This window comes from Streptomyces sp. NPDC001902 (assembly GCF_042891295.1).
GTDB lineage: Bacteria > Actinomycetota > Actinomycetes > Streptomycetales > Streptomycetaceae > Actinacidiphila.
This window is the reverse complement of the sequence record NZ_JBIATA010000026.1, coordinates 1-22,800: the sequence shown is the minus strand read 5'-3', so window position 1 is coordinate 22,800 and position 22,800 is coordinate 1. Positions and strand designations below refer to the sequence as shown.

Here is a 22,800-nt window from a genome sequence, read left to right as displayed (position 1 = left end):
CGCCGTCACCCGGCAGGTCCGCCTACGCCACGTCGCGGCGGAGCCGGAACCAGTAGAAACCGTGACCGGCGAGGGTGAGCAGGTAGGGCCACTCGCCGATGGCCGGGAAGCGCACCCCGCCGATCAGCTCGACGGGATGCCGGCCGGTGAAGGCCCGCAGGTCGAGTTCGGTGGGCTGGGCGAAGCGCGAGAAGTTGTTCACGCACAGGACGAGGTCGTCCTTGTACTCGCGCAGGAAGGCCAGGACGGCCGGGTTGGTGGAGGGCAGCTCGGTGTACGAACCGAGGCCGAAGGCCGGGTTCTGCTTGCGGATCTCCACCATCCGGCGGGTCCAGTGCAGCAGCGAGCTCGGCGAGCTCATCTGCGCCTCGACGTTGGTGACTTGGTAGCCGTAGACCGGGTCCATGATGGTCGGCAGGTAGAGCCGGCCCGGGTCGCAGGAGGAGAAGCCCGCGTTGCGGTCCGGGGTCCACTGCATCGGCGTGCGCACCGCGTCGCGGTCACCGAGCCAGATGTTGTCGCCCATGCCGATCTCGTCGCCGTAGTAGAGGATCGGCGAGCCCGGCAGGGAGAGCAGCAGGGCGGTGAAGAGCTCGATCTGGTTGCGGTCGTTGTCCAGCAGCGGGGAGAGCCGGCGCCGGATGCCGATGTTGGCCCGCATGCGCGGGTCCTTGGCGTACTCCGCGTACATGTAGTCGCGCTCTTCGTCCGTCACCATCTCGAGCGTCAGCTCGTCGTGGTTGCGCAGGAAGATGCCCCACTGGCAGTTGTGCGGGATGGCCGGGGTCTTGGCCAGGATCTCCGAGACCGGGTAGCGGGACTCCCGGCGCACCGCCATGAAGATGCGCGGCATGACCGGGAAGTGGAAGGCCATGTGGCACTCGTCGCCGCCCTTGGCGTAGTCGCCGAAGTAGTCGACCACGTCCTCGGGCCACTGGTTGGCCTCGGCGAGCAGCACCGTGTCCGGGTAGTGGGCGTCGATCTCCTCGCGGACCATCTTCAGGAAGTCATGGGTACGCGGCAGGTTCTCGCAGTTGGTGCCTTCCTCCTGGTACAGGTACGGCACCGCGTCCAGCCGGAAGCCGTCGATGCCGAGGTCCAGCCAGAAGCGCAGGGCGGCCAGGATCTCCTCCTGGACCTTGGGGTTCTCGTAGTTGAGGTCCGGCTGGTGCGAGAAGAAGCGGTGCCAGTAGTACTGCTTGCGCACCGGATCGAAGGTCCAGTTGGAGCTCTCGGTGTCGACGAAGATGATGCGGGCGTCCTGGTACTGCTTGTCGTCGTCCGCCCAGACGTAGTAGTCGCCGTAGGGGCCGTCGGGGTCCGTGCGGGACTGCTGGAACCAGTCGTGCTGGTCGCTGGTGTGGTTGACGACGAAGTCGATGATCACGCGCATACCGCGTTGGTGGGCGGCGTCCACGAACTCCACGAAGTCGGCCAGGTCCCCGAACTCCGGCAGCACGGCCGTGTAGTCCGAGACGTCGTAGCCGCCGTCGCGCAGCGGCGAGGCGAAGAACGGCGGCAGCCACAGGCAGTCGACCCCGAGCCACTGCAGGTAGTCCAGTTTGGCGGTGAGCCCTTTGAGGTCGCCGATGCCGTCGCCGTTGCTGTCCTGGAAGGACCGTACGAGCACTTCGTAGAAGACGGCCCGCTTGAACCAGTCGGGGTCCCGGTCCTTGGCCGGGGTGTCTTCGAACGTGTCAGGTACGGGTTCGTTGACGATCAAGTGGGTGACCCTCCTGTCGATGGAGTAGGTCGCAGGGTGAGGATGTGCGCGGGCGCGCGGCCCGGCTCGAGGCGCACATAGTTGTCCCTGCCCCAGTGGTAGGTCTCGCCGGTGAGCTCGTCGCGCACCGGGGTGGACTCGTGCCACGCGAGGCCGAGTTCCGGCATGTTCAACGAGACGGTCGCCTCCTGGGTGTGGTGCGGGTCCAGGTTGACGACCACCAGTACGACGTCGCTGCCGTCGCCCGAGCGCTTGGAGTACGCCAGCACCGCGTCGTTGTTCACGGGGTGGAAGCGCAGGTCGCGCAGCTGCTGGAGCGCGGGGTGGCGGCGTCGCAGCCGGTTCAGCGTGGTGAGCAGCGGAGCCAGCGAACGGCCTTCGGCCTCGGCTGCCGCCCAGTCACGGGGCTTGAGCTCGTACTTCTCCGAGTGTAGGTACTCTTCGCTTCCCTCGCGCACCGGCGCGTTCTCGCAGAGCTCATATCCGGCGTACACCCCCCATGTGGGGGAAAGGGTCGCGGCAAGTACCGCGCGCGCCTCGAACGCCGGGCGGCCGCCGCGCTGCAGGTAGGCGTGGAGGATGTCCGGGGTGTTGACGAAGAAGTTGGGCCGCATGTAGGCCGCGGCCTCACCGGACAGCTCCGTCAGGTACTCCGTCAGTTCCTGCTTGCCGTTGCGCCAGGTGAAGTAGGTGTACGACTGCTGGAAGCCGATCTGGGCCAGTGTGTGCATCATGGCCGGACGGGTGAACGCCTCCGCCAGGAAGATGACGTCGGGGTCGGTGCGGTTGATGTCGGCGATGACCTTCTCCCAGAAGACCACCGGTTTGGTGTGCGGGTTGTCGACCCGGAAGATCCGCACCCCGTGGTCCATCCAGTGCCGCAGCACCCGCTCGGTCTCCTGCACGATGCCGCTGAAGTCGGCGTCGAAGGCGATCGGGTAGATGTCCTGGTACTTCTTCGGCGGGTTCTCGGCGTACGCGATCGAGCCGTCCGCCCGGGTGGTGAACCACTCGGGGTGCTTGCCGACCCACGGGTGGTCCGGCGAGCACTGCAGCGCGAAGTCCAGCGCGATCTCCAGGCGCAGCTCACGGGCCCGCTCCACGAAGAAGTCGAAGTCCTCGATCGTCCCGAGGTCCGGGTGCACGGCGTCGTGGCCGCCCTCCGCGGAGCCGATCGCCCAGGGCGAGCCCACGTCGTGCGGGCCGGGGTCGAGCGTGTTGTCGGGCCCTTTGCGGAACGCTGCGCCGATCGGGTGGACGGGCGGCAGGTAGACCACGTCGAAGCCCATCGCGGCGATCGCCGGCAGTCGCTCGGCCGCCGTGCGGAAGGTCCCGGACCTCGGTGGCCGGCGGCCCGTGGGGTCCACCACGGCGCCTTCGGACCGGGGGAACATCTCGTACCAGGACCCGAACAGCGCCCGCTGCCGCTCCACCTGGAGGGCCGCCGGCCGCGAGGCGCTCACCAGGTCGCGCAGCGGGTGCCGGCCGAGCACCGCCACCACGTCCGGGGCGAGGGCGGCGGCGTGCCGCTCGGCGGCCGTACGGGAGGTGTCGCGCAGGGCGTCGACCGCGGCCAGCACCACGGCCCGGCCGTCCTTCTTCGGTACCCCGGCCGCCGCGCGCTCGTGCAGCTCGGCCCCCTCTGCGAGGACCAGTTCGGTGTCGATGCCGGCGGGGACCTTGATGCCCGCGTGGTGCCGCCAGGTGGCCACCGGATCGCTCCAGGCCTCCACCGTGTACGTCCAGCGGCCCTCCGCGGTGGGCGTCACCTCGGCGCCCCACCGGTCGGTGCCGGGGGCGAGTTCGCGCATGGGGATCCGTGGCCCGGAGCGTCCCGCGGGGCTGCGCAGGACCACGTTCGCCGCCACCGCGTCATGTCCCTCCCGGAACACCGTGGCGGTGACCTGGAAGGTCTCGCCGACCACGGCCTTGGCGGGGCGGCGGCCGCAGTCGACCAGCGGGCGGACGTCCAGGACGGGGATGCGACCGATCATTGCGCCTCACCAGTTTGTGCGGGTGGCCGGACGGGTACCTTCCGCTCTTTTTATCTGCTCCTTGGGATGCCTGCCTGTGGGCATGACCGCTCCTGTCCGCGTTCACTCGGGTGGGCGGATACGAGTTGTGGTGTGGGAGGGTTCGGCGCCGCGTCGCGCAAGGGTGAGCCTGCCCATTGGATGACGGTCGAATACTCCCCGGGAAGGGGTACTGGCGCGTAAGTTGCGCGCCGGGCGGCCCCGGCGGCGCCCGGACGCAGACAACCGGCCACCGTCCGGCGGACCGGCGCGCGCGGCCGGCGGGGGCGCCGGGTCCCGCCCGTGCCCCGGTCCTGGCCGCCGGTCGTAGCTCCCGCGGTGCGCCCCGGCCCGGGGGTCGTGCTGCGGCTGTCGTAGCCGCCGCCCGACACGCTGACGAGGCGTCCACCGGGCCGCGCGCGGGTGCGCCGGGACGCCCGGCGCGTCCTGGTGCGCCAGGCGACGGGTGCCGCGCGGCGGCGCCGGGCCGAGGGGTGTTGGGGCCCCGGTTGTCACCACCGCACCGAAAGATGCCGCTACCGTCGGAGATGTGAAGGCTATTCGTCGATTCACCGTGCGAACCGTCCTGCCCGAACCACTACGTCCCCTGGGGGAGCTCGCGCAGAATCTGCGCTGGTCCTGGCACAACGAGACCCGTGAGCTGTTCCAGTCCGTCGACCCCGAGGGCTGGAGAGCGGCGGCCGGCGACCCGGTGCGGTTGCTCGGCGCGGTCTCGAAGGACCGGCTGAACGCCCTCGCCAAGGACCGCAGGTTCCTCCGCCGGCTCGGCACCGCCGGCGAGGACCTCCACGACTACCTCGGCAACCCGCGCTGGTACCAGGGCGCCGCCGAGGCCGGGGAACTCCCCGCCGCCATCGCCTACTTCTCGCCCGAGTTCGGCATCACCGCGGCGCTGCCGCAGTACTCCGGCGGCCTCGGCATCCTGGCCGGCGACCACCTCAAGGCCGCCAGCGACCTGGGCGTGCCGTTGATCGGCGTCGGTCTGCTCTACCGGCACGGCTACTTCCGCCAGTCCCTGTCCCGGGACGGCTGGCAGCAGGAGCACTACCCCGTGCTCGACCCCAACGAGCTGCCGCTGTCGCTGCTGCGGGACGAGGACGGCGGCCCCGTCCTGATCGCCCTGGACCTCCCCGGCGGGCGCAGCCTGCGCGCCCACGTGTGGCTGGCCCGGGTCGGCCGGGTCCCGCTGCTGCTGCTCGACTCCGACGTCGAGGAGAACCACCCCAACGAACGGGACGTCACCGACCGCCTCTACGGCGGCGGCAGCGAGCACCGGCTGCTCCAGGAGATGCTGCTCGGCATCGGCGGCGTCCGTGCCGTGCGCACCTACTGCGCGCTGACCGGGCACCTGGCGCCCGAGGTCTTCCACACCAACGAGGGGCACGCGGGCTTCCTCGGCCTGGAACGCATCCGCGAGCTCGCGGCCGACGGAGAAGGGCTGGATTTCGACTCCGCCCTGGAGGCCGTGCGGGCCGGCACGGTCTTCACCACCCACACCCCCGTACCGGCCGGCATCGACCGCTTCGACCGCGAACTGCTCGCCCGGCACCTGGGCGACGACGGCGAGCTGCGCGGCGTCGACGTCCAGCGGGTGCTGGAGCTGGGGATGGAGACCTACCCCGGCGGCGACCCCAACGTCTTCAACATGGCCGTGATGGGGCTGCGGCTGGCGCAGCGCGCCAACGGCGTGTCCACCCTGCACGGCGGCGTCAGCCGCGAGATGTTCGCCGGGCTGTGGCCGGGCTTCGACCCGGAGGAGGTGCCGATCACCTCCATCACCAACGGCGTGCACGCCCCCACCTGGGTCGCGCCCGAGGTGTTCCGGCTCGGCGCCCGGCAGGCCGGCGTCCAGAACGCCGAGGACGCGATGACCACCGGGCTCGCCGACACCTGGGAGAGCGTCTTCCGCATCCCCGACGCCGCGATCTGGGAGCTCCGCCGGGAGCTGCGCGAACAACTGGTGCTGGAGGTGCGCCGCAGGGTGCGCGCCTCCTGGCGGCAGCGCGGCGCCGGCTCGGCCGAGCTGGGCTGGGTCGACGACGTCCTCGACCCGGACGTGCTGACCATCGGCTTCGCGCGCCGGGTCCCGTCGTACAAGCGGCTCACCTTGATGCTGCGCGACCAGGACCGGCTGATGGAGCTGCTGCTGCACCCGACCCGGCCGATCCAGATCGTCGTCGCGGGCAAGGCGCACCCGGCCGACGACAGCGGCAAGCGGCTGGTGCAGGAGCTGGTGCGCTTCGCCGACGACCCCAGGGTGCGGCACCGCATCGTCTTCCTGCCGGACTACGACATGGCCATGGCCCAGCACCTCTACCCCGGGTGCGACGTCTGGCTCAACAACCCGCTGCGGCCGCTGGAGGCCTGCGGCACCTCCGGCATGAAGGCCGCCCTGAACGGCTGCCTCAACCTGTCCGTCCTGGACGGCTGGTGGGACGAGTGGTTCGACGGCAACAACGGGTGGGCGATCCCCACCGCGGACGGCTTCGGCGCGGCCGGCGACCCCGACCGCCGCGACGACATCGAGGCGGCCGCCCTCTACGACCTGGTCGAGAACCAGGTCGCGCCCCGGTTCTACGACCGCGGCACGCACGGTCTGCCGGTCCGCTGGATCGAGATGGTCCGGCACACCCTGAGCACCCTGGGGCCGAAGGTGCTCGCCGGGCGCATGGTCCGCGAGTACGTGACCCGGCTGTACGCGCCCGCCGCCCGCGCCCACCGCCTGGCGGGCGGCGGGGAGTCCGTCGAACTCGCCGCGTGGAAGCGGCGGGTGCGGGAGCAGTGGCCGCTGGTCGCGGTCGACCACGTGGAGACCGGTGCCTCGGTCGGCGGCTCCCCGGAGCTCGGGACTACGCTCACCCTGCGCGTCCAGGTGGCCCTCGGCGGCCTGGAGCCCGGGGACGTGGACGTCCAGGTGGTGTCCGGGCGCGTCGACGACTCCGACCGGATCGCCGATCCGACCGTGGTCTCCCTCAAACCGGGCGGACGGCCGGACCTGGAGGGCCGCTGGCTCTACGAGGGTCCGCTCACCCTCGACCGCACCGGCCCCTTCGGCTACACCGTCCGCGTGCTGCCGATGCACCGGCTGCTCGCCTCGGTCGCCGAGCTCGGGCTGATCGCGGTGCCGCCCGAGGCGACGGGGATGACGGCCGGCGTGCTGCGCTGAGCCGGACGTCCCCGGAAGCGGGAACGGGACCGGGCCCCGGCCGTCGTTGACGACGGCCGGGGCCCGGCGTGTGCGGTCAGCCGACGGGGATCAGCTGCTGGTGTTCACCGCGGTGTCGTCGACCACGAAGCTCGTCTGCAGCGAGGAGTCCTCGGTGCCGGTGAACTTCAGGGTGACGGTGGAGCCGGCGAAGGAGTTCAGACTGAAGGACTTCTGGGTGTAGCCCGAGGCCTTGTTGAGGTTGGAGTAGGTGGCCAGGGTGGTCGACCCGGCCGTGACGGTCAGCTTGTCGTACTGGGTGCTGGTGGTCGTCTCGGCGGAGTCGATGTGCAGCCAGAAGGTGAAGGTCGCCTTGCAGCCGGCCGGGATCGTCACCGACTGGGTGAGCGTGTCGGTGTGCGTCGAGCCGTAGCCGTCCAGCCACGCCTTGTACGAACCGCCGTGGGCGGCCTGGCTGCTGGAGTTGGTGATCACACCGCTGGTGGCCGTCCAGGAGGCGCTGCCGGACTCGAAGCCCGGGTTGCCGAGCAGCTGGCTGGAGGCGCAGCTACCGGGGGTGGTGACGGTCCAGGTGAAGGAGGCGGTGCCGGTCTTGGACGCGGAGTCGGTGACCGTGACCGTGGTGTTGTACGTGCCCGCGGCGGACGGGGTGCCGGAGATCAGGCCCGTGGAGGCGTTGATCGACAGACCGGTGGGCAGGCCGCTCGCGGCGTAGCTCAGCGCGCCGCTGTTGGTGCTGCTGGCCTGGATCTGCAGGCTGGCGGCGGTGCCGACGGTGCTGCTCTGGTTGCCCGGGTTGGTGACCGTGACGCCCGAGACGGGCGCGTGGCTGCCGACACCGATGCCCGCGAAGGCGTTCTGCACGCCCGCGTACTGGGCGGAGCCGGCGCCGTACAGGGCCGTCGCGGCGTTCAGGGCGGCGGTGCGGGCGGCCGCGTAGTTGGTGCTGCTCGTCATGTACGTGCTCAGCGCCTTGTACCAGATCTGCAGCGCGGCGGCGCGGCCGATGCCGGCGACGGCGATGCCGTCGGCGGTCGGGCTGTTGTAGCTGACCCCGTTGATGACCTTGGCGCCGCTGCCCTCGGAGAGCAGGTAGAACATGTGGTTCGCCGGGCCCGAGGAGTAGTGGACGTCCAGGTTGCCGATGCCGGAGTACCAGTTGTCCGGCGACGTGCCGTCGCGGGACGGCTTGTCCTGGTACCGCAGCGGGGTGCCGTCGCCGTTGATGTTGATCTCTTCACCGATGAGGTAGTCACCGATGTCGTTGCTGTTGTTGGCGTAGAACTCGACGCCCGTGCCGAAGATGTCGGAGGTCGCCTCGTTCAGGCCGCCGGACTCGCCCGAGTAGGTGAGGTTCGCGGTGGCGGAGGTGACGCCGTGGCTCATCTCGTGGCCCGCGACGTCCAGCGAGGTCAGCGCGTGGGTGTTGCCCGAGCCGTCGCCGTAGGTCATGCAGAAGCAGCTGTCGTCCCAGAAGGCGTTGACGTAGCCGCTGCTGTAGTGGACCCGCGAGTACGCGGCGACACCGTCGTTGCGGATGCCGCTGCGGCCGAAGGTGTTCTTGTAGAAGTCCCAGGTCGTCTGGGCGCCGTAGGCGGCGTCGGCACCCGCGGTCTGGGTGTTGGAGCCGGTGCCGTCGCCCCAGACGTCGTCGGCGTCGGTGAACAGCGTCCCGGTGCCGGAGGTGCCGCGGTTGAGGTTGTACGTCTTGTGGCCGCCGCGGGTCGTGTCGTACAGCTGGTACGTCGAGCCGGACAGCGTCGTGGTCAGCGACACCTGGCCGCTGTACTGGGTGTTGCCGGTGCCGGTCTTGATGTCCTGGTACCGGTAGAGCTCCTTGCCGGTCACGGCGTCGGTGACGACGTGCAGCCGGCTCGGCGTGCCGTCGTCCTGCAGGCCGCTCACCACGGTCTCCCAGGCGAGCTTCGGCGTGCCCTGGCCGGCCCAGATCACCTTGCGGGCGTCGTCGGCCGCGGGCGCCTGGGCCTTCAGCGTCTTGGCGGTCTTCAGCGCGGCGGTCGTCGCGGCGGACTCGGCGACCTTCGGCGTCGTCGAGGCGACCGTGATCCTCTGGTTCGTGTTGAACGTCGTGCCGACCGTTCCCGTGCCCTTGGCGGGCGTGTGCACCACGAGGTCGCCGCCGAGCACCGGGAGCCCGGCGTAGGTGCGCTCGTAGCGGGTGTGCAGCGTGCCGTCGGCGTCCTTGACGACGTCCTTGACGACCAGCTTCTCCTTGCTGCCCAGACCCAGCGACTGCGCCGTGACGGCCGTGCGGTCGCTCGCGCTCTTGATGAGCGCGGTGCGCTGGGCGGGGGTGAGCTTCGCCTCGAGGGCTCCGGTGCGGAGCTGGCTCGTGTGGGGGGCGGCGTTAGCCGTGGCGGAGGTGGCCGGTATGCCGACGGCGATGAACGCGGCGGTGGCGACCACACTGGCGGCCGCGACTGCCTTGCGGGGGGATCGTCTCACTCGGACTCCTACTGCGTCGGCCGCGGTTGGCGGCCGGGGACAGCCGGGCAGACGGGGTGTGCTGCCCGGGCGGAACTAGCCGTGCGGGTGGGACGTGCGGAGTTCGGCCGGTGCGTCAGCACGAAGCGGTGCGGTGTGTGGGCGTACTGACGGCCGACGGGGGGAAGAGTGCCACTGTTCATGGCTTGGTGTCATGTACGTGGCGAGAAGTTGGCCGAATTCGTCCTTTGAGGGGGACGTCGGGTTCGCATTCCGGACAGGGCGGGGCGAAGCGTGCCGGAAAGAGGCCGGGGCGTGCGGGGCCGGCCGGCCCCGCGTGCCCCGGAAGGAGCCGGTGGCTCAGACGAGGCTGTCGCGCCAGGCCTGGTGCAGATCGGCGAAGCGGCCCGCGCCGGAGACGAGTTCGGCCGGGGTGCCGTCCTCCACGACGCGGCCCTGGTCCATCACCAGCACCCGGTCCGCGATCTCCACCGTCGACAGCCGGTGGGCGATGATCACGGCGGTGCGGCCGCGCAGCACCTCGCGCATCGCCTGCTGCACCGCGCGCTCGCCCGGTACGTCCAGCGAGGAGGTCGCCTCGTCCAGGATGAGCACGGCCGGGTCGGCGAGCAGGGCGCGGGCGAAGGCCACCAACTGGCGCTGGCCCGCCGAGATGCGGCCGCCGCGCTTGCGGACGTCGGTGTCGTAGCCCTCGGGCAGCGCCGCGATGAAGTCATGGGCGCCGATCGCCCTGGCCGCGTCCTCGATCTCCTCACGGGTGGCCTCCGGGCGGCCGATGGAGATGTTCTCGGCGACCGTGCCGGAGAAGAGGAACGCCTCCTGGGTCACCATCACCACCCCGCGGCGCAGCTCCGGCAGGGCCAGCTCGCGCAGGTCCACCCCGTCCAGGGTGACCCGGCCGTCGGTCGGGTCGTAGAACCGGGCCAGCAGCTTGGCCAGCGTCGACTTGCCCGCGCCGGTGGCGCCGACCACCGCGACCGTCTGCCCGGCGGGCAGCCGCAGGTCGAAGCGGGGCAGCACCTCGCCGCCCGTGCGGTAGGCGAAGCGGACCCCCTCGAAGGCGACCTCGCGGCCCGGGATGTCCGCCTGCGTGGCCGGCAGCGCCCGCGGTGCCTGCGGCTCGGGCACCGTCGGCCGCTGGGCCAGCAGCCCGGCGATCTTCTCCAGCGAGGCGGCCGCCGACTGGTAGGAGTTGAGGAACATGCCGAGCGGGTCGATCGGCGCGTACAGCCGCCGCAGGTAGAGCACGAAGGCGGCGAGCACGCCCAGCGCGAGCGAGCCGGAGGCGACGCGGTACGCGCCCCACAGCACCACCAGCGCCACCGAGGTGTTGGCGATCAGCCAGGAACTCACGGTGAAGCGGCCCATCTCCAGGATCGCGTCACCGTTGGCCTGCCGGTGGGCGGCGTTGAGCTCGTCGAACGCCTCGTCGTTCGCCTCCTCGCGGCGGAAGGCCTGTACGGGCCGGATGCCGTTCATCGTCTCGGTGAAGCGCACGATGACGGAGGCGATCGCCGCGGAGCGACGTGTGTAGACCGTGGCCGACCGGCGCCGGAAGATCCGGACGGTCACCACCAGCGGCACCGCGGTGGCGAGCGCGAACAGGCCGAGCCCCCAGTCCAGCCACAGCAGGACCGCCGAGATGTAGAGCACCGACAGCCCGACGTTCAGCAGCTCCTGGAGGCCCTCGGTCAGCAGCTCCCGGATCGACTCCACGTCGGAGGTGGCGCGGGCGATGATCCGGCCCGAGGTGTAGCGCTCGTGGAAGTCCAGGCCGAGCGCCTGGGCGTGCCGGAAGATCCGGCCGCGCAGGTCGACCAGCACGTCCTGGCAGACCCGGCCGGCCTGCCGGACGAACGTCCGCTGCAGGAGACCGCCGGCGACGGCGCAGCCGATGTAGCCGACCGCGACCGCGATCAGCGGGCCGTGGTCGTCGCGGCGCAGCGCCGGGATGGCGCGGTCGATGGCCACCGCGACGATGAGCGGGCCCGCCTGCACGGCCGCCTGCTGCAGCAGCAGCACCACGGCCGCCAGCCACACGCGCCGCCGGTGCGGCCCGACCAGTTCCCGCAGCAGGGCGCGTGACGCCCCCTCGGGCGCCGGGAGCCGGTCCCGGTCGAAGAGGTCGTCCTCCCGGGCTTGCCGGGCCTCCCGGGCCTCCTCGGTCTCCCGGTGCCCCGCCGGTTCCCCGTCGGCCGACTGCTCGGCAGGCTGCGACTCCGCGACGGAGGTCATCGGGTGCTGCTCCCTTCGAATTGCGGACGGTCCGGCGCGGCGGGCGCGCTCCCGTCCTCGCCTGACATCAGGCGGCGGTAGACCGCGGAGGAGGACAGGAGCTCCTGGTGGGTGCCGACCGCGGTGACCCGGCCCTCCGACAGCAGCGCCACCCGGTCGGCGAGCATCACCGTGGAGGGGCGGTGGGCGACCACCAGCGCCGTCGTGGTGGCCAGCACCTGGCGCAGGGCCGCCTCCACGAGGGCCTCGGTGTGCACGTCGAGCGCGGACAGGGGGTCGTCCAGCACCAGGAAGCGGGGGCGGCCGACGACCGCGCGGGCCAGTGCGAGCCGCTGCCGCTGACCGCCGGACAGGCTCAGGCCCTGCTCTCCCACCTGGGTGTCCACACCCTGCGGCAGCTTGTGGACGAAGTCGCACTGGGCGATCTCCAGCGCCCGCAGCAGGTCCGTCTCGCCTGCGTCGGGAGCGCCCATGAGCACGTTCTCCCGCACGCTGGCGGAGAACAGGGTCGGTTCCTCGAAGGCCGTCGCGACCAGGGAGCGCAGCGCGGACCGGGTGAGCTGCGCGGCGTCGGTGCCGTCCAGCGTGATGCGGCCGCCGGTCGGCTCGTACAGCCGCGGGATGAGCGAGGTCAGGCTCGTCTTGCCGCTGCCCGTCGCGCCGACCAGCGCCACGGTCTCGCCGCTGCGGATGTGCAGGTCGATCCCGGTGAGCAGGTCGGGGCTGCCCTCGGGGGCGTCGGGGTAGCGGAAGCGCACGGCGCTGAAGCGGATGCCGTCGGCGGGCCGCCCGTCCTCGCCGTCGACCGGGCCGGTCCCCGTCCCCGAGCCGGTCTCCGGCGGGACCTCGGTGTCCAGGACCTCGAAGACGCGGTCGGCGGCGGTGGCCGCCTCGTTGCTGAAGGAGAGCAGCCAGCCCAGCGACTCCACCGGCCAGCGCAGCGCGAGCGCCGTGGACAGGAAGGCGACCAGCGTGCCCGCCGACAGGTCGCCGTCGGCGACCTGCACCGCGCCCAGGACCAGCGCCGCGCCCAGCGCCACGTCCGGCAGCGCGGTGATCACCATCCACAGGTCCGCCAGCAGCCCGGCCTTGCGCAGCTCGGTGCCGCGCAGTTCGCGCGACTGCCGGCGGAAGGCGTCGGCCTGGCTGCGGTGCCGGCCGAAGGCCTTGATGATGCGGATGCCGAGCACCGACTCCTCGACCAGCGTGGTCAGGTCGCCGACCTGGTCCTGCGCGGTGCGGGAGGCGACCTGGTAGCGCGCCTCGAAGTACGAGCAGAGGATCACCAGCGGCACGACCGGGCCCAGCAGGATCAGCCCCAGCGACCAGCGCTGCACGAACAGGATGCCGAAGCCCGCCGCGATGGTGGCCGTGTTGACCGCCAGGAAGACCATCGGGAAGGTCAGGAACATCCGCAGGATCTGCAGGTCGTTCGTGGCCCGTGAGAGCAGCTGGCCCGAACCCCACCGGTCGTGGAAGGACACCGGCAGGCGCTGCAGCCTCCGGTACAGCTCGGCCCGCATCCCGGCCTCCAGCGCGGCCATGGGGCGCGCCACCAGCCAGCGCCGTACGCCGAAGAGCCCGGCCTCCAGGAGACCGAGCAGCAGCACCAGCCCGCCGCCGAGCCACACCCCTGACGGCTCGTGGTCGGCGACCGGGCCGTCCACGATCCACTTCAGGACCAGCGGGATCAGCAGCGCCAGGCACGACGCGACCACGGCCACGCCCGCGGAACCGAACAGCCGGTGGCTGATCGGCTTCACGTACGGCCACAGGCGCAGCAGTGAGCGCACGGCGGATCGGGAACGTTCGGGCTCGGGTTGGTTGGTTGGCTCAGGCATCGTTTCAGAGACTACGTGCGACCACCGACAACCCTCATCCGGATTTTCGGCCGAGGTCGCGCACGGCGGGCACCGCCAGCAGCGCCACGCACACCAGCAGGGTCACCGCACCACCGGCCACCAGCACCGGGCGCGCCCCGAAGACACCCGCCGCCGGCCCCGCGAGGGCCTGCCCGACGGGCAGCATGGCGACCGAGCCGGCGACCTCGTACGCGTGGATGCGGTTGAGGATCTCGCCGGGCACCTGGGTCTGGACGCTGGTGGCCCACATCACACTCCAGAACGCCCAGGCCGTCCCGGCGACCAGCACCGCCGCCGCGACGGCCGGCACCGGCAGCCCGGCGCCGACCGCGGCCGGGTAGAGCGCGAAGCCGAACAGCGCCACGGCCCCGCCCCGCAGCGGCCGGGCCGGCCGCAGCCGTATCGCCAGCAGCCCGCCGAGCGCGGTGCCCGCCCCCAGGGCGGAGGAGACCAGGCCGTACGCCTTCGGGCCGTGCGCCGGCAGGATCTCGCCGGCCGCCAGCGGGGTGACCGGGCCCATGACGAGGATCATGAAGCCCATCCAGATGACGATCACCGACCACATCCAGGTGCGGGCCCGGAACTCCCGCCACCCCTCGACCAGGTCGGCCCGGAAGCTGCTGCGCCGGGAGGCGTCCCGCGGCTCCCGCGCGGTCCGGGCCGGCAGCCGGAGCAGCAGCAGGCAGACGGCGCTCAGCGCGTACGTGGCGGCGTGCGCGGCGAACACCCCGCCCGCCGAGGTGAAGGCCACCAGCACGCCGGCGAGCGCCGGGCCGGCCAGCGCCATCAGCGACTCGGCGGTGCGGACCACCCCGTTGGCCTCCTGGACGTCCCGTGCCACCTGGGGCACCGTGCTGGCCACCCCCGGCTGGAACATGGCGCCCGCCACGCCGTTGACGGCGCCGATCAGGCAGATCTGCCAGAGCACGACGTGCCCCGAGAAGAAGAGCCAGGCGGCCAGGGACTGCGTGCCGACCCGCACCAGGTCGGCGCCGATCATCAGGCCGCGGGCGCTGAACCGGTCGGCGAACACGCCGCCGAGGACGACCAGCCCGGCGAAGCAGGCGGTGAAGGAGGCCATGGCGTAGCCGATGTCGCCGGCGCCGTAACCGTGCTGGAGCAGCCCGGCCGACAGGGCGACGGGCAGCATCGAGTCGCCGAGCATGGCGACGCTGCGGGCGGTGAAGTACAGGCTGAACCCCCGTGACCACAGGCGGTCCCGGGGGGTGGCCGGCAGGGCGTGGCCGGAGGCGCACGGCGGCGAGGGCGGGGGTGCGGAGGTCACGGACGACCAGTGTGGACTGGACCAATCGGCCGAGTCCACACCTTTGCCGCCGCGTCTCGTCCCTCAGACGGCGCGCAGCAGCAGCACCGTCCTCCCCGGCACGGTCAGCGCCTTCCCGCCGCGGTGCCGGCTGCCCGGTGCTTCCGTCTGGTCCTCACGGGAGGTGTCGAGCAGCAGCTCGTACTCCCGGGCCCACGGCCCGCCCGGCAGCGTGAAGCGGACCGGGCGGTGCGAGGCGTGGAAGACCGCCAGGAAGCTGTCGTCGGTGACCGGGCGGCCGCGCGCGTCGCGGTGCGGGATGTCGGCGCCCGACAGGTACATCCCGAGCGTGGACGTGGGGCTGTACCAGTCGCCGTCGGTCATCTCCCGGCCCTGCGCGGTGAACCAGGCCAGGTCCCGCAGGCCCTCGGCGGACTGCGGCCGGCCGGAGAAGAAGGCCCTCCTGCGCAGCACGGGGTGGGCGCGGCGCAACGCGATCAGCCGGGCCGTCAGCTCGCGCAGCGAGGCCCAGTCCGGATCCTGCGGCAGCGACCAGTCCAGCCAGCTGATCTCGTTGTCCTGGCAGTACGCGTTGTTGTTGCCGCCCTGGGTGCGGCCCGTCTCGTCACCGGCCACCAGCATCGGCACGCCGGTCGACAGCAGCAGCGTCGAGAGCATGTTGCGCAGCTGACGGCGGCGCAGCCCGCCCACGGCCGGGTCGTCGGTCTCGCCCTCGTGCCCGCAGTTCCAGGCGCGGTTGTCGTTGGTGCCGTCGCGGTTGTCCTCGCCGTTGGCCTCGTTGTGCTTGCGCTCGTAGCTCACCAGGTCGCGCAGGGTGAAGCCGTCGTGCGCGGTGATGAAGTTGACCGAGGCGTACGGACGGCGCCCGCCCCAGGCGTACAGGTCGCTGGAGCCGGACAGCCGGTAGCCCAGGTCGCGCACGTCGTGCTGGGTGCCGCGCCAGAAGTCCCGGACGGTGTCGCGGTAGCGGTCGTTCCACTCCGTCCACAGCGGCGGGAAGGCGCCGACCTGGTAACCGCCGGAACCGACGTCCCAGGGCTCGGCGATGAGCTTGACCCGGCGCAGTACCGGGTCCTGGGCGATGACGGCGAGGAAGGGGGAGAGCATGTCGACGTCGTGCATCGACCGGGCGAGTGCCGCGGCGAGGTCGAAGCGGAAGCCGTCGACGCCCATCTCGGTCACCCAGTAGCGCAGGGAGTCGGTGATCAGCCGGAGCACCTGGGGCTGGACGACGTGGAGGGTGTTGCCGCAGCCGGTGTAGTCGGCGTAGCGGCGCGCGTCGCCCGGCAGCCGGTAGTAGCCGCGGTTGTCGATGCCGCGCAGGGAGAGGGTGGGCCCGAACTCGCTGCCCTCGGCGGTGTGGTTGTACACGACGTCGAGGATCACCTCCAGCCCCGCGTCGTGCAGGGCGCGCACCATCCGCTTGAACTCGCCCACCTGCTGTCCGCGGGTGCCGGTGGCGGCGTAGCCGGCGTGGGGGGCGAAGTAGCCGATCGAGTTGTAGCCCCAGTAGTTGCGCAGGCCCCGGCGCAGCAGGTGGTCCTCGTGCGCGAACTGGTGCACCGGCAGCAGTTCGACGGCCGTCACGCCGAGGCCGGTGAGGTACTCGATCGCCGCCGGGTGCGCCAGCCCGGCGTAGGTGCCGCGCAGTTCGGGCGGGATGCCGGGGTGGCGCATGGTGAAGCCGCGCACGTGCAGCTCGTAGATGACCGAGTCGGCCCAGGGCGTCTTGGGCCTGCGGTCGTCCGTCCAGGGGTCGTCGTCGTCCACCACGACGCCCTTGGGCACGTACGGGGCCGAGTCGCGGTTGTCCCGCACGGTGTCGGCGACCTCCTGCTCCGGCCAGTCGCGGACGTGGCCGTACACCTCGGGGGGCAGCGTGAAGTCGCCGTCGACCGCCCGCGCGTACGGGTCCAGCAGCAGCTTGGCCGGGTTCCAGCGGGCACCGGTCCACGGGTCCCAGCGGCCGCCGACCCGATAGCCGTACCGGTGGCCGGGCAGGACCCCGGGCACGAAGCCGTGCCAGATCTCATGGGTCAGCTCGGTCAGCGGGACCCGGGTCTCGGCCCCCTCGTCGTCGAACAGGCACAGCTCCACCGACTCGGCGCCGCCCGCCCACAGGGCGAAGTTGGTGCCCGGGCGTCCGTCGGGGCCGGTGTGGAAGCGTGCCCCCAGGGGCTGCGGGCTGCCCGGCCACACCAGGGTGTCCCCGGCCCCGGCGGGCCCCGGCACGGCCGGCGCGGTCTCCGGGCGCGGCAGCGGCACGGCCACGGGGGCGGTCCGGTGGCCGTTCGGGCGCAGCTTTCCGGCCCGGTCGACCGATTCGTCCTCGCGCGTCTCCGACACGTGCTCGCCTCCTGCGGCTCGGGGGACGCCGGACCCGGCCGGCGCCGGCCGTGCCCGTGCGCGGCGCGGTGTCCCTCCGCGCGCGCGTCGCGCCCTCCCGCTTTACCTTCCCGTTCACCCTGCGGCGTCACACGCGTGATCGATCGGACGCGTCGCAGACGTTTCCCCGGGGCCGTCCGGTCGTTGACCGAGCGTGACGACTGCGGTGCGGCGCGCTCTGCGCGCGGGGGCGGGGCTTGCCACCGCCATGTGGCTGGCGGGGATGCTGACGGCGTGCGGGCTCGGGTTCGGGCCGGCGGACAGCGGTGCGGTGGCCGACGACACCCCGAAGGTGTCCGAGGCGAGGATCAGGATCACTCCGGGGGACGGTGCCCGTGACGTGGAGGCGGACGACCCGCTGACGGTCGAGGCCGAGGACGGCCTGCTCACCTCCGTGCACGTCGAGGACGGGGAGGGGGAGGTGGTCGAGGGCGTGTTCACCGCCGACCGTTCCCGCTGGCACGCCCGGTCCAGGCTGTCGCTGTCGGAGAAGTACACGGTGGACGCCGTCGCCGAGGACACGGGGGGCCGGCGCGCCGCCAAGCACGCGGTGTTCACCACCCTCGTCCCCAAGAACACCCTCATCGGCTACTTCACCCCCGAGGACGGGCAGACGGTCGGCACGGGCATGATCGTCTCCCTGGACTTCAACCGGCCGGTCACCGACCGCGCCGCCGTCGAGCGCGCCGTCCGCGTCGCCTCCTCGCCCGCCGTCGAGATCGCCCCGCACTGGTTCGGCGACCGGCGCCTCGACTTCCGCCCCCGCGAGCGCTGGGTCCCCGGCACGAAGGTGACGCTCTCGCTGCGGCTGCTCGACGTCGAGACCGGCCCCGGGGTCTACGGGGTGCAGTCCAAGGACGTCACCTTCGACATCGGCCGGGACCAGACCAGCACCGTCGACGCCGCCGCGCACACCCTGACGGTGCGCCGCGGCGGGCAGGTCACGCGCGTCCTGCCGATCTCGGCGGGCGCCCCGTCCAACCCGACGTACAACGGCGCGATGGTCATCTCCGAGAAGCTCCGGCTGACCCGGATGAACGGGGACACGGTGGGCTTCGGCGGCGAGTACGACATCCCCGACGTCCCGCACGCGATGCGGCTCACCCGCTCCGGCACCTTCGTGCACGGCAGTTACTGGGCCACCCCCGGCACCTTCGGCGCGGCCAACACCAGCCACGGCTGCGTCGGCCTGCTCGACGTGAAGGGCGGCGGGACGGCCACCCCGGCGGGCTGGTTCTTCGCGCACTCGCTCGTCGGCGACCTCGTCACCGTCGTCAACTCCCACGACCGCACCGTCGCTCCCGACAACGGCCTGGGCGGCTGGAACATGGCCTGGGAGCAGTGGGCGGCCGGCGGCTGAGGCCGGGCCCCGCGACTGGGACGGAACGGTGACAATACCGGGATCCACAACACCGGTTCCGTGTGGTTCTCTAAGCGCTAGGTGAGGGGGACTCACCCTTGGGCCACGGGGCCACGGGCCGGTTTTGGGGAGACGTGAGTTGAAGGCGATACAGGGCGCGCCGGGCGCAAGGCGGACCACCTTGGCCCTCGCGGTGGGGGCGATGCTGCTCCTGGTCAGTGCGTGCGGGGGCAGCGCCAGCGGCGACAGCAAGGGCGGGGACAAGGCCAGGCCCGGTGCCTCGGCCTCGCAGGGCGGCAAGGGGGACACGACCGAGTCGCAGGCCGTCGTGACCATCGCGCCCGAGGACGGGGCCGACGAGGTGGCCACGACGGGGGACCTCAAGGTCACCGCGGGCAAGGGCAAGCTGACCTCGGTCGTGGTCAAGAGCGGCAAGGGCGACCCGGTCGAGGGCAAGATATCCGCCGACGGCAGCAGTTGGGAGCCGACCGAGACGCTCGGCACCTCCACCGAGTACTCGGTGGACGTGATAGCCAAGGACGGCGCGGGCCGCGAGTCGGCCAAGCACGCGAGCTTCACCACGGTCACCCCGAAGGACACCTTCATCGGCTTCTTCACCCCCGAGGACGGCCAGACGGTCGGCGTCGGCATGCCGGTCTCGCTCAAGTTCAACCGGGCGATCACCGACAAGAAGGCGGTCCAGGACGCGATCGAGGTGACCGCGAACCCCTCGGTCCCCGTCGTCGGCCACTGGTACGGCGACCAGCGCGTCGACTTCCGTCCCGAGAAGTACTGGGCCAAGGGCACCAAGATCACGCTCTCCCTGCGGCTGAACGGGGTCGAGGGCGCCAAGGGCGTCTACGGCACCCAGTCCAAGGACGTGCACTACACCATCGGCCGCAGCCAGGTCAGCATCGTCGACGCCGCCAAGCACACGATGAAGGTCTACCGCGACGGCAGCCTGCTGAAGACCATCCCGATCACCTCGGGCGGGCCCGGCACGACGACCTACAACGGCAAGATGGTCATCACCGAGCGGTACAAGGTGACCCGCATGAACGGCGACACCGTGGGCTTCGGCGGTGAGTACGACATCAAGGACGTGCCCAACGCCCAGCGCCTGACCACCTCGGGCACCTTCATCCACGGCAACTACTGGGCCTCGCCCGGCACCTTCGGCAACGCCAACGTCAGCCACGGCTGCGTGGGCCTGCGGGACGTGCGCGGCGGCAACGGCGACACCCCGTCCTCGTGGTTCTACAACAACTCGATGATCGGTGACGTCGTGCAGGTCAAGAACTCCCACGACAAGACCGTGCAGTGGTGGAACGGGCTCAACGGCTGGAACCTGCCGTGGAGCCAGTGGACCCCCGCCTCCTGACGCGCCCCGTGAGGCACGTCGCAGCGTAAACGGGCGTTCACGGATACCCTCGTCGGCCATGACAGTTAATCTCGAGGTCGACGAGGGTGTCGGCACCATCCGCCTGGACCGCCCCCCGATGAACGCCCTGGACGTCGCGACCCAGGACCGGCTCCGCGAAGTGGCGGAGGAGGCCTCCCGGCGCGAGGACGTACGGGCCGTCGTGATCTGGGGCGGCGAGAAGGTGTTCGCGGCGGGCGCGGACATCAAGGAAATGCAGGTCATGGATTACGAGGCCATGGCCGTGCGGTCCCGCGCACTGCAGGACTCCTTCACGGCGGTCGCCCGGATCCCCAAGCCGGTGGTGGCAGCCGTGACCGGTTACGCCCTCGGCGGCGGCTGCGAACTCGCGCTCTGCGCCGACATCCGGGTCGCCGCGGAGGACGCCAAGCTCGGCCAGCCGGAGATCCTGCTCGGCCTCATCCCCGGCGCGGGCGGCACGCAGCGGCTGTCGCGCCTGGTGGGTCCCGCCAAGGCGAAGGACCTCATCTTCACCGGCCGGATGGTCAAGGCCGACGAGGCGCTCACCATCGGCCTGGTGGACAAGGTGGTCCCGGCCGGGCAGGTGTACGCCGAGGCCCGCGCCTGGGCCGAGCGGCTGGCCCGGGGGCCGGCGCTGGCGCTGCGCGCCGCCAAGGAGGCCGTGGACGCCGGTCTCGAGACCGATCTGGAGACCGGCCTCACCATCGAACGGAACCTGTTCGCTGGGCTGTTCGCGACCGAGGACCGTACGACGGGCATGCGCAGCTTCGTCGAGGAGGGTCCGGGCAAGGCGAAGTTCCGCTAGACCCAACCCGGTTGAGTGACAGCCGGCGCCCGTCGGGTCGCCTTAAGCCGACCTTAAGAGGACCTTAAGGCGACCTGCGCCGGATTCGTCGACCGTTCATCGTCGGCGCCCCCTTCGCGCAGGTGGGAAGGGTCGTGTGAGATCCATCATTGCCCTTGACATATGCCAGTACGGCAACTCGGAATGACGCGTTCCGCCCCGCCAATTCCCCCGATCCGCCCCGAACCGCCGTCGCGTACGGCCATCATGAGAGCATGGCGGGGCAGCAGGGAGCATCTGAGCAGCCGCAGCGGGTAACGGTCCCGGCGGCGGGGTGGCCGCCCACGGCGGTCGACGATCTGGCGGCGACGTCCCTCGATCTGTTGGGGAATCCCTCCGTGGACGAGGTGCGGCTCTCCTCGCGCCCCGAGTCCGCGGCCACGGCCCGGCGGCTGAGCCGTTCGGTGCTCCGGCTCTGGGGTCTGCCCCAGTTCAACGACGTCGTCGAGTTACTCGTCTCCGAACTCGTGGGCAATGCCGTGCGTCACACCGGGGCCCGTACCTTCGGCCTGCGGATGCTGCGCCGCCGCGGCTGGATCCGGGTGGAGGTGCGCGACCCCTCGCGGGCGCTGCCCTGCCTGATGCCGGTGCGCGAGATGGACGTGAGCGGGCGGGGTCTCTTCCTGATCGACAAGCTCGCCGACCGCTGGGGGGTGGATCTGCTGCCACGCGGCAAGACCACCTGGTTCGAAATGCGGGTCATGGACCGGTGAACGCCAAATGAACAGCTGACCTGCGTTTACAAGGTCAGTGTCCCACCTCACTCCCACATCGTGAGGTTTCAGCTGCGATGTCTCGTATAGTTGTGGAGCAACGACCCCCATGACCCGGGCTCGGTCGTCCCATGGCGTCGTGGATCACACCCCCTGGCTCCACGACGAATCGAGAGGCCCCAGCAGCGTCCCACAACGATGCGCAGGGGCCTTTTTCGTCTTCCGGCGGGACACGCCGACAAGGGTGACCATTCCGGCGACCGGGCGATACCGGGGTGATCGTGGGCATATGATCGCACTGCGCACGCTGCGCCGGCTTTGCGCCGCCGCCCTTTCCCTGGGGGTGCTCGCACTCCCCGTCTGCACGGCCGCCGCGGCCGTCGCCCCGGGTCTTCCACGCGACCCGGCCGTCCCCGAATGGTGCCCCGTCGTTCCCGACCGGCTCTACGCCGCCGCGGACACCAGCGTCGACCTCGACCGGATCAGGCCCGACGAGCCGGCCTGGCGCTCCAACTGCAACGCCCTCTTCCGTGGCGACGACCGCCCGCCGGAGACCGTCTTCAAGGACGGCCTGCGTCCCGAGGACGTGGGCGACGGCGAGTACGACCTGCAGGCCTACGCCCGCCGGGAGCAACCCTCGCCGTTCGTGGCCACCACCTACGACCGCGAGGCCCTGCGGCAGCAGACGGCCGCCTACCACTACTACATCGACGCCCCTGGCGGCATCGAGCTCGACGAGACCCTCGGTACCCGTGAACTGCGTTCGGCCCGCACCGGCGTGGTCTTCCCCGGGGGCATCGCCCGCCAGTTCGTCGTGAAGGCCTGCCCGGTGGACAAGGCCACCAAGGCCGAGCTCACGGCCCGGTGCGTGGTCAACCCCGCGTACTCGCCGTGGCGCGGCTGGCCGGCCCCCGACTGGACGGGGGTGAAGGAGCCCGCCGGCCCCGCTGCACCCGCTGCCCCCTCCGCGCCTCCCGCCGCCCCGTCGGCACCTCCGGCGGCCAAGCCGGGTGCGTCACCGGCCGGCCGGCCCTCCGCGCCTCCGGCGGCCAAGCCGGGTGCGTCACCGGCCGGCCGGCCCTCCGCGCCTCCGGCGGCCAAGCCGGGTGCGTCACCGGCCGGCCGGCCCTCCGCGCCTCCGGCGGCCAAGCCGGGTGCGTCACCGGCCGGCCGGCCCTCCGCGCCTCCGGCGGCCAAGCCGGGTGCGTCACCGGCCGGCCGGCCCTCCGCGCCTCCGGCGGCCAAGCCGGGTGCGTCACCGGCCGGCCGGCCCTCCGCGCCTCCGGCGGCCAAGCCGGGTGCGTCACCGGCCGGCCGGCCCTCCGC

Annotated in this window: 13 protein-coding genes; 6 read left to right on the top strand and 7 right to left on the bottom strand. The window is 71.9% G+C overall.

From position 1 onward, the window contains the following. Positions 1 to 22: 22 nt before the first annotated feature. Both treS and ACFYYN_RS33000 read right to left on the bottom strand, forming a co-directional pair. A complete protein-coding gene (treS, locus tag ACFYYN_RS33005; protein WP_500548656.1) occupies positions 23 to 1,723 on the bottom strand; it encodes a maltose alpha-D-glucosyltransferase in 1,701 nt (566 codons plus the stop codon). Continuing rightward, a complete protein-coding gene (locus ACFYYN_RS33000; RefSeq protein WP_500548655.1) occupies positions 1,720 to 3,717 on the bottom strand; it encodes an alpha-1,4-glucan--maltose-1-phosphate maltosyltransferase in 1,998 nt (665 codons plus the stop codon). The genes treS and ACFYYN_RS33000 overlap by 4 nt, the downstream gene beginning before the upstream one ends. 568 nt (positions 3,718 to 4,285) lie before the next feature. On the opposite strand from ACFYYN_RS33000, the gene ACFYYN_RS32995 reads away from it, so the two are divergent. Beyond that, the gene (locus ACFYYN_RS32995) at positions 4,286 to 6,922 is read left to right on the top strand and encodes a glycosyltransferase family 1 protein (protein WP_500548654.1); all 2,637 of its coding nucleotides are present in this window, start codon (positions 4,286 to 4,288) and stop codon (positions 6,920 to 6,922) included. 90 nt (positions 6,923 to 7,012) lie between these two features. On the opposite strand, the gene ACFYYN_RS32990 is transcribed toward ACFYYN_RS32995, so the two are convergent. The 5 genes from ACFYYN_RS32990 to glgX form a co-directional block, all read right to left on the bottom strand. Next, entirely contained in the window at positions 7,013 to 9,388 is a 2,376-nt protein-coding gene (locus ACFYYN_RS32990; protein ID WP_500330387.1) for a M4 family metallopeptidase, read from the bottom strand. A gap of 339 nt (positions 9,389 to 9,727) precedes the next feature. Next, positions 9,728 to 11,623: an ABC transporter ATP-binding protein gene (locus ACFYYN_RS32985; RefSeq protein ID WP_500548653.1), complete on the bottom strand. Its 1,896-nt coding sequence runs from the start codon at positions 11,621 to 11,623 to the stop codon at positions 9,728 to 9,730. After that, complete coding sequence (locus ACFYYN_RS32980; RefSeq protein ID WP_500548652.1) at positions 11,620 to 13,464, bottom strand: ABC transporter ATP-binding protein; 1,845 nt, start codon at positions 13,462 to 13,464, stop codon at positions 11,620 to 11,622. The genes ACFYYN_RS32985 and ACFYYN_RS32980 overlap by 4 nt, the downstream gene beginning before the upstream one ends. Positions 13,465 to 13,498: 34 nt before the next feature. Further along, positions 13,499 to 14,698 (bottom strand): MFS transporter, encoded by a 1,200-nt coding sequence (locus ACFYYN_RS32975; protein ID WP_500548705.1) that lies wholly within the window; start codon positions 14,696 to 14,698, stop codon positions 13,499 to 13,501. Between the two features lie 135 nt (positions 14,699 to 14,833). Continuing rightward, positions 14,834 to 17,029: a glycogen debranching protein GlgX gene (gene glgX, locus ACFYYN_RS32970; protein WP_500548704.1), complete on the bottom strand. Its 2,196-nt coding sequence runs from the start codon at positions 17,027 to 17,029 to the stop codon at positions 14,834 to 14,836. 334 nt (positions 17,030 to 17,363) lie between these two features. Between glgX and ACFYYN_RS32965 the strand changes: the two genes are divergently transcribed. From ACFYYN_RS32965 to ACFYYN_RS32945, 5 genes are all read left to right on the top strand, one after another. Next, positions 17,364 to 18,515: a L,D-transpeptidase gene (locus ACFYYN_RS32965; RefSeq protein ID WP_500330473.1), complete on the top strand. Its 1,152-nt coding sequence runs from the start codon at positions 17,364 to 17,366 to the stop codon at positions 18,513 to 18,515. A gap of 202 nt (positions 18,516 to 18,717) precedes the next feature. Next, entirely contained in the window at positions 18,718 to 19,896 is a 1,179-nt protein-coding gene (locus tag ACFYYN_RS32960) for a L,D-transpeptidase (RefSeq protein WP_500548703.1), read from the top strand. A gap of 58 nt (positions 19,897 to 19,954) precedes the next feature. After that, positions 19,955 to 20,722, top strand: a complete 768-nt coding sequence (locus tag ACFYYN_RS32955) for an enoyl-CoA hydratase/isomerase family protein (RefSeq protein WP_499514099.1) — start codon at positions 19,955 to 19,957, stop codon at positions 20,720 to 20,722. Positions 20,723 to 20,976: 254 nt separating this feature from the next. After that, a complete protein-coding gene (locus tag ACFYYN_RS32950; RefSeq protein ID WP_499514100.1) occupies positions 20,977 to 21,474 on the top strand; it encodes an ATP-binding protein in 498 nt (165 codons plus the stop codon). 289 nt (positions 21,475 to 21,763) lie between these two features. After that, a partial coding sequence (locus ACFYYN_RS32945) for a scabin-related ADP-ribosyltransferase (protein ID WP_500548651.1) occupies positions 21,764 to 22,800 on the top strand: 1,037 nt, incomplete at its 3' end.

Excerpts from the sequence above, each read along its gene's own strand:
- ACFYYN_RS33000 (WP_500548655.1), bottom strand. The coding sequence starts at position 3,717 with ATGATCGGTCGCATCCCCGTCCTGGACGTCCGCCCGCTGGTCGACTGC.
- ACFYYN_RS32985 (WP_500548653.1), bottom strand. The coding sequence starts at position 11,623 with ATGACCTCCGTCGCGGAGTCGCAGCCTGCCGAGCAGTCGGCCGACGGG.
- ACFYYN_RS32980 (WP_500548652.1), bottom strand. The coding sequence starts at position 13,464 with ATGCCTGAGCCAACCAACCAACCCGAGCCCGAACGTTCCCGATCCGCC.
- ACFYYN_RS32965 (WP_500330473.1), top strand. The coding sequence starts at position 17,364 with ATGTGGCTGGCGGGGATGCTGACGGCGTGCGGGCTCGGGTTCGGGCCG.
- ACFYYN_RS32960 (WP_500548703.1), top strand. The coding sequence starts at position 18,718 with ATGCTGCTCCTGGTCAGTGCGTGCGGGGGCAGCGCCAGCGGCGACAGC.
- ACFYYN_RS32955 (WP_499514099.1), top strand. The coding sequence starts at position 19,955 with ATGACAGTTAATCTCGAGGTCGACGAGGGTGTCGGCACCATCCGCCTG.
- ACFYYN_RS32950 (WP_499514100.1), top strand. The coding sequence starts at position 20,977 with ATGGCGGGGCAGCAGGGAGCATCTGAGCAGCCGCAGCGGGTAACGGTC.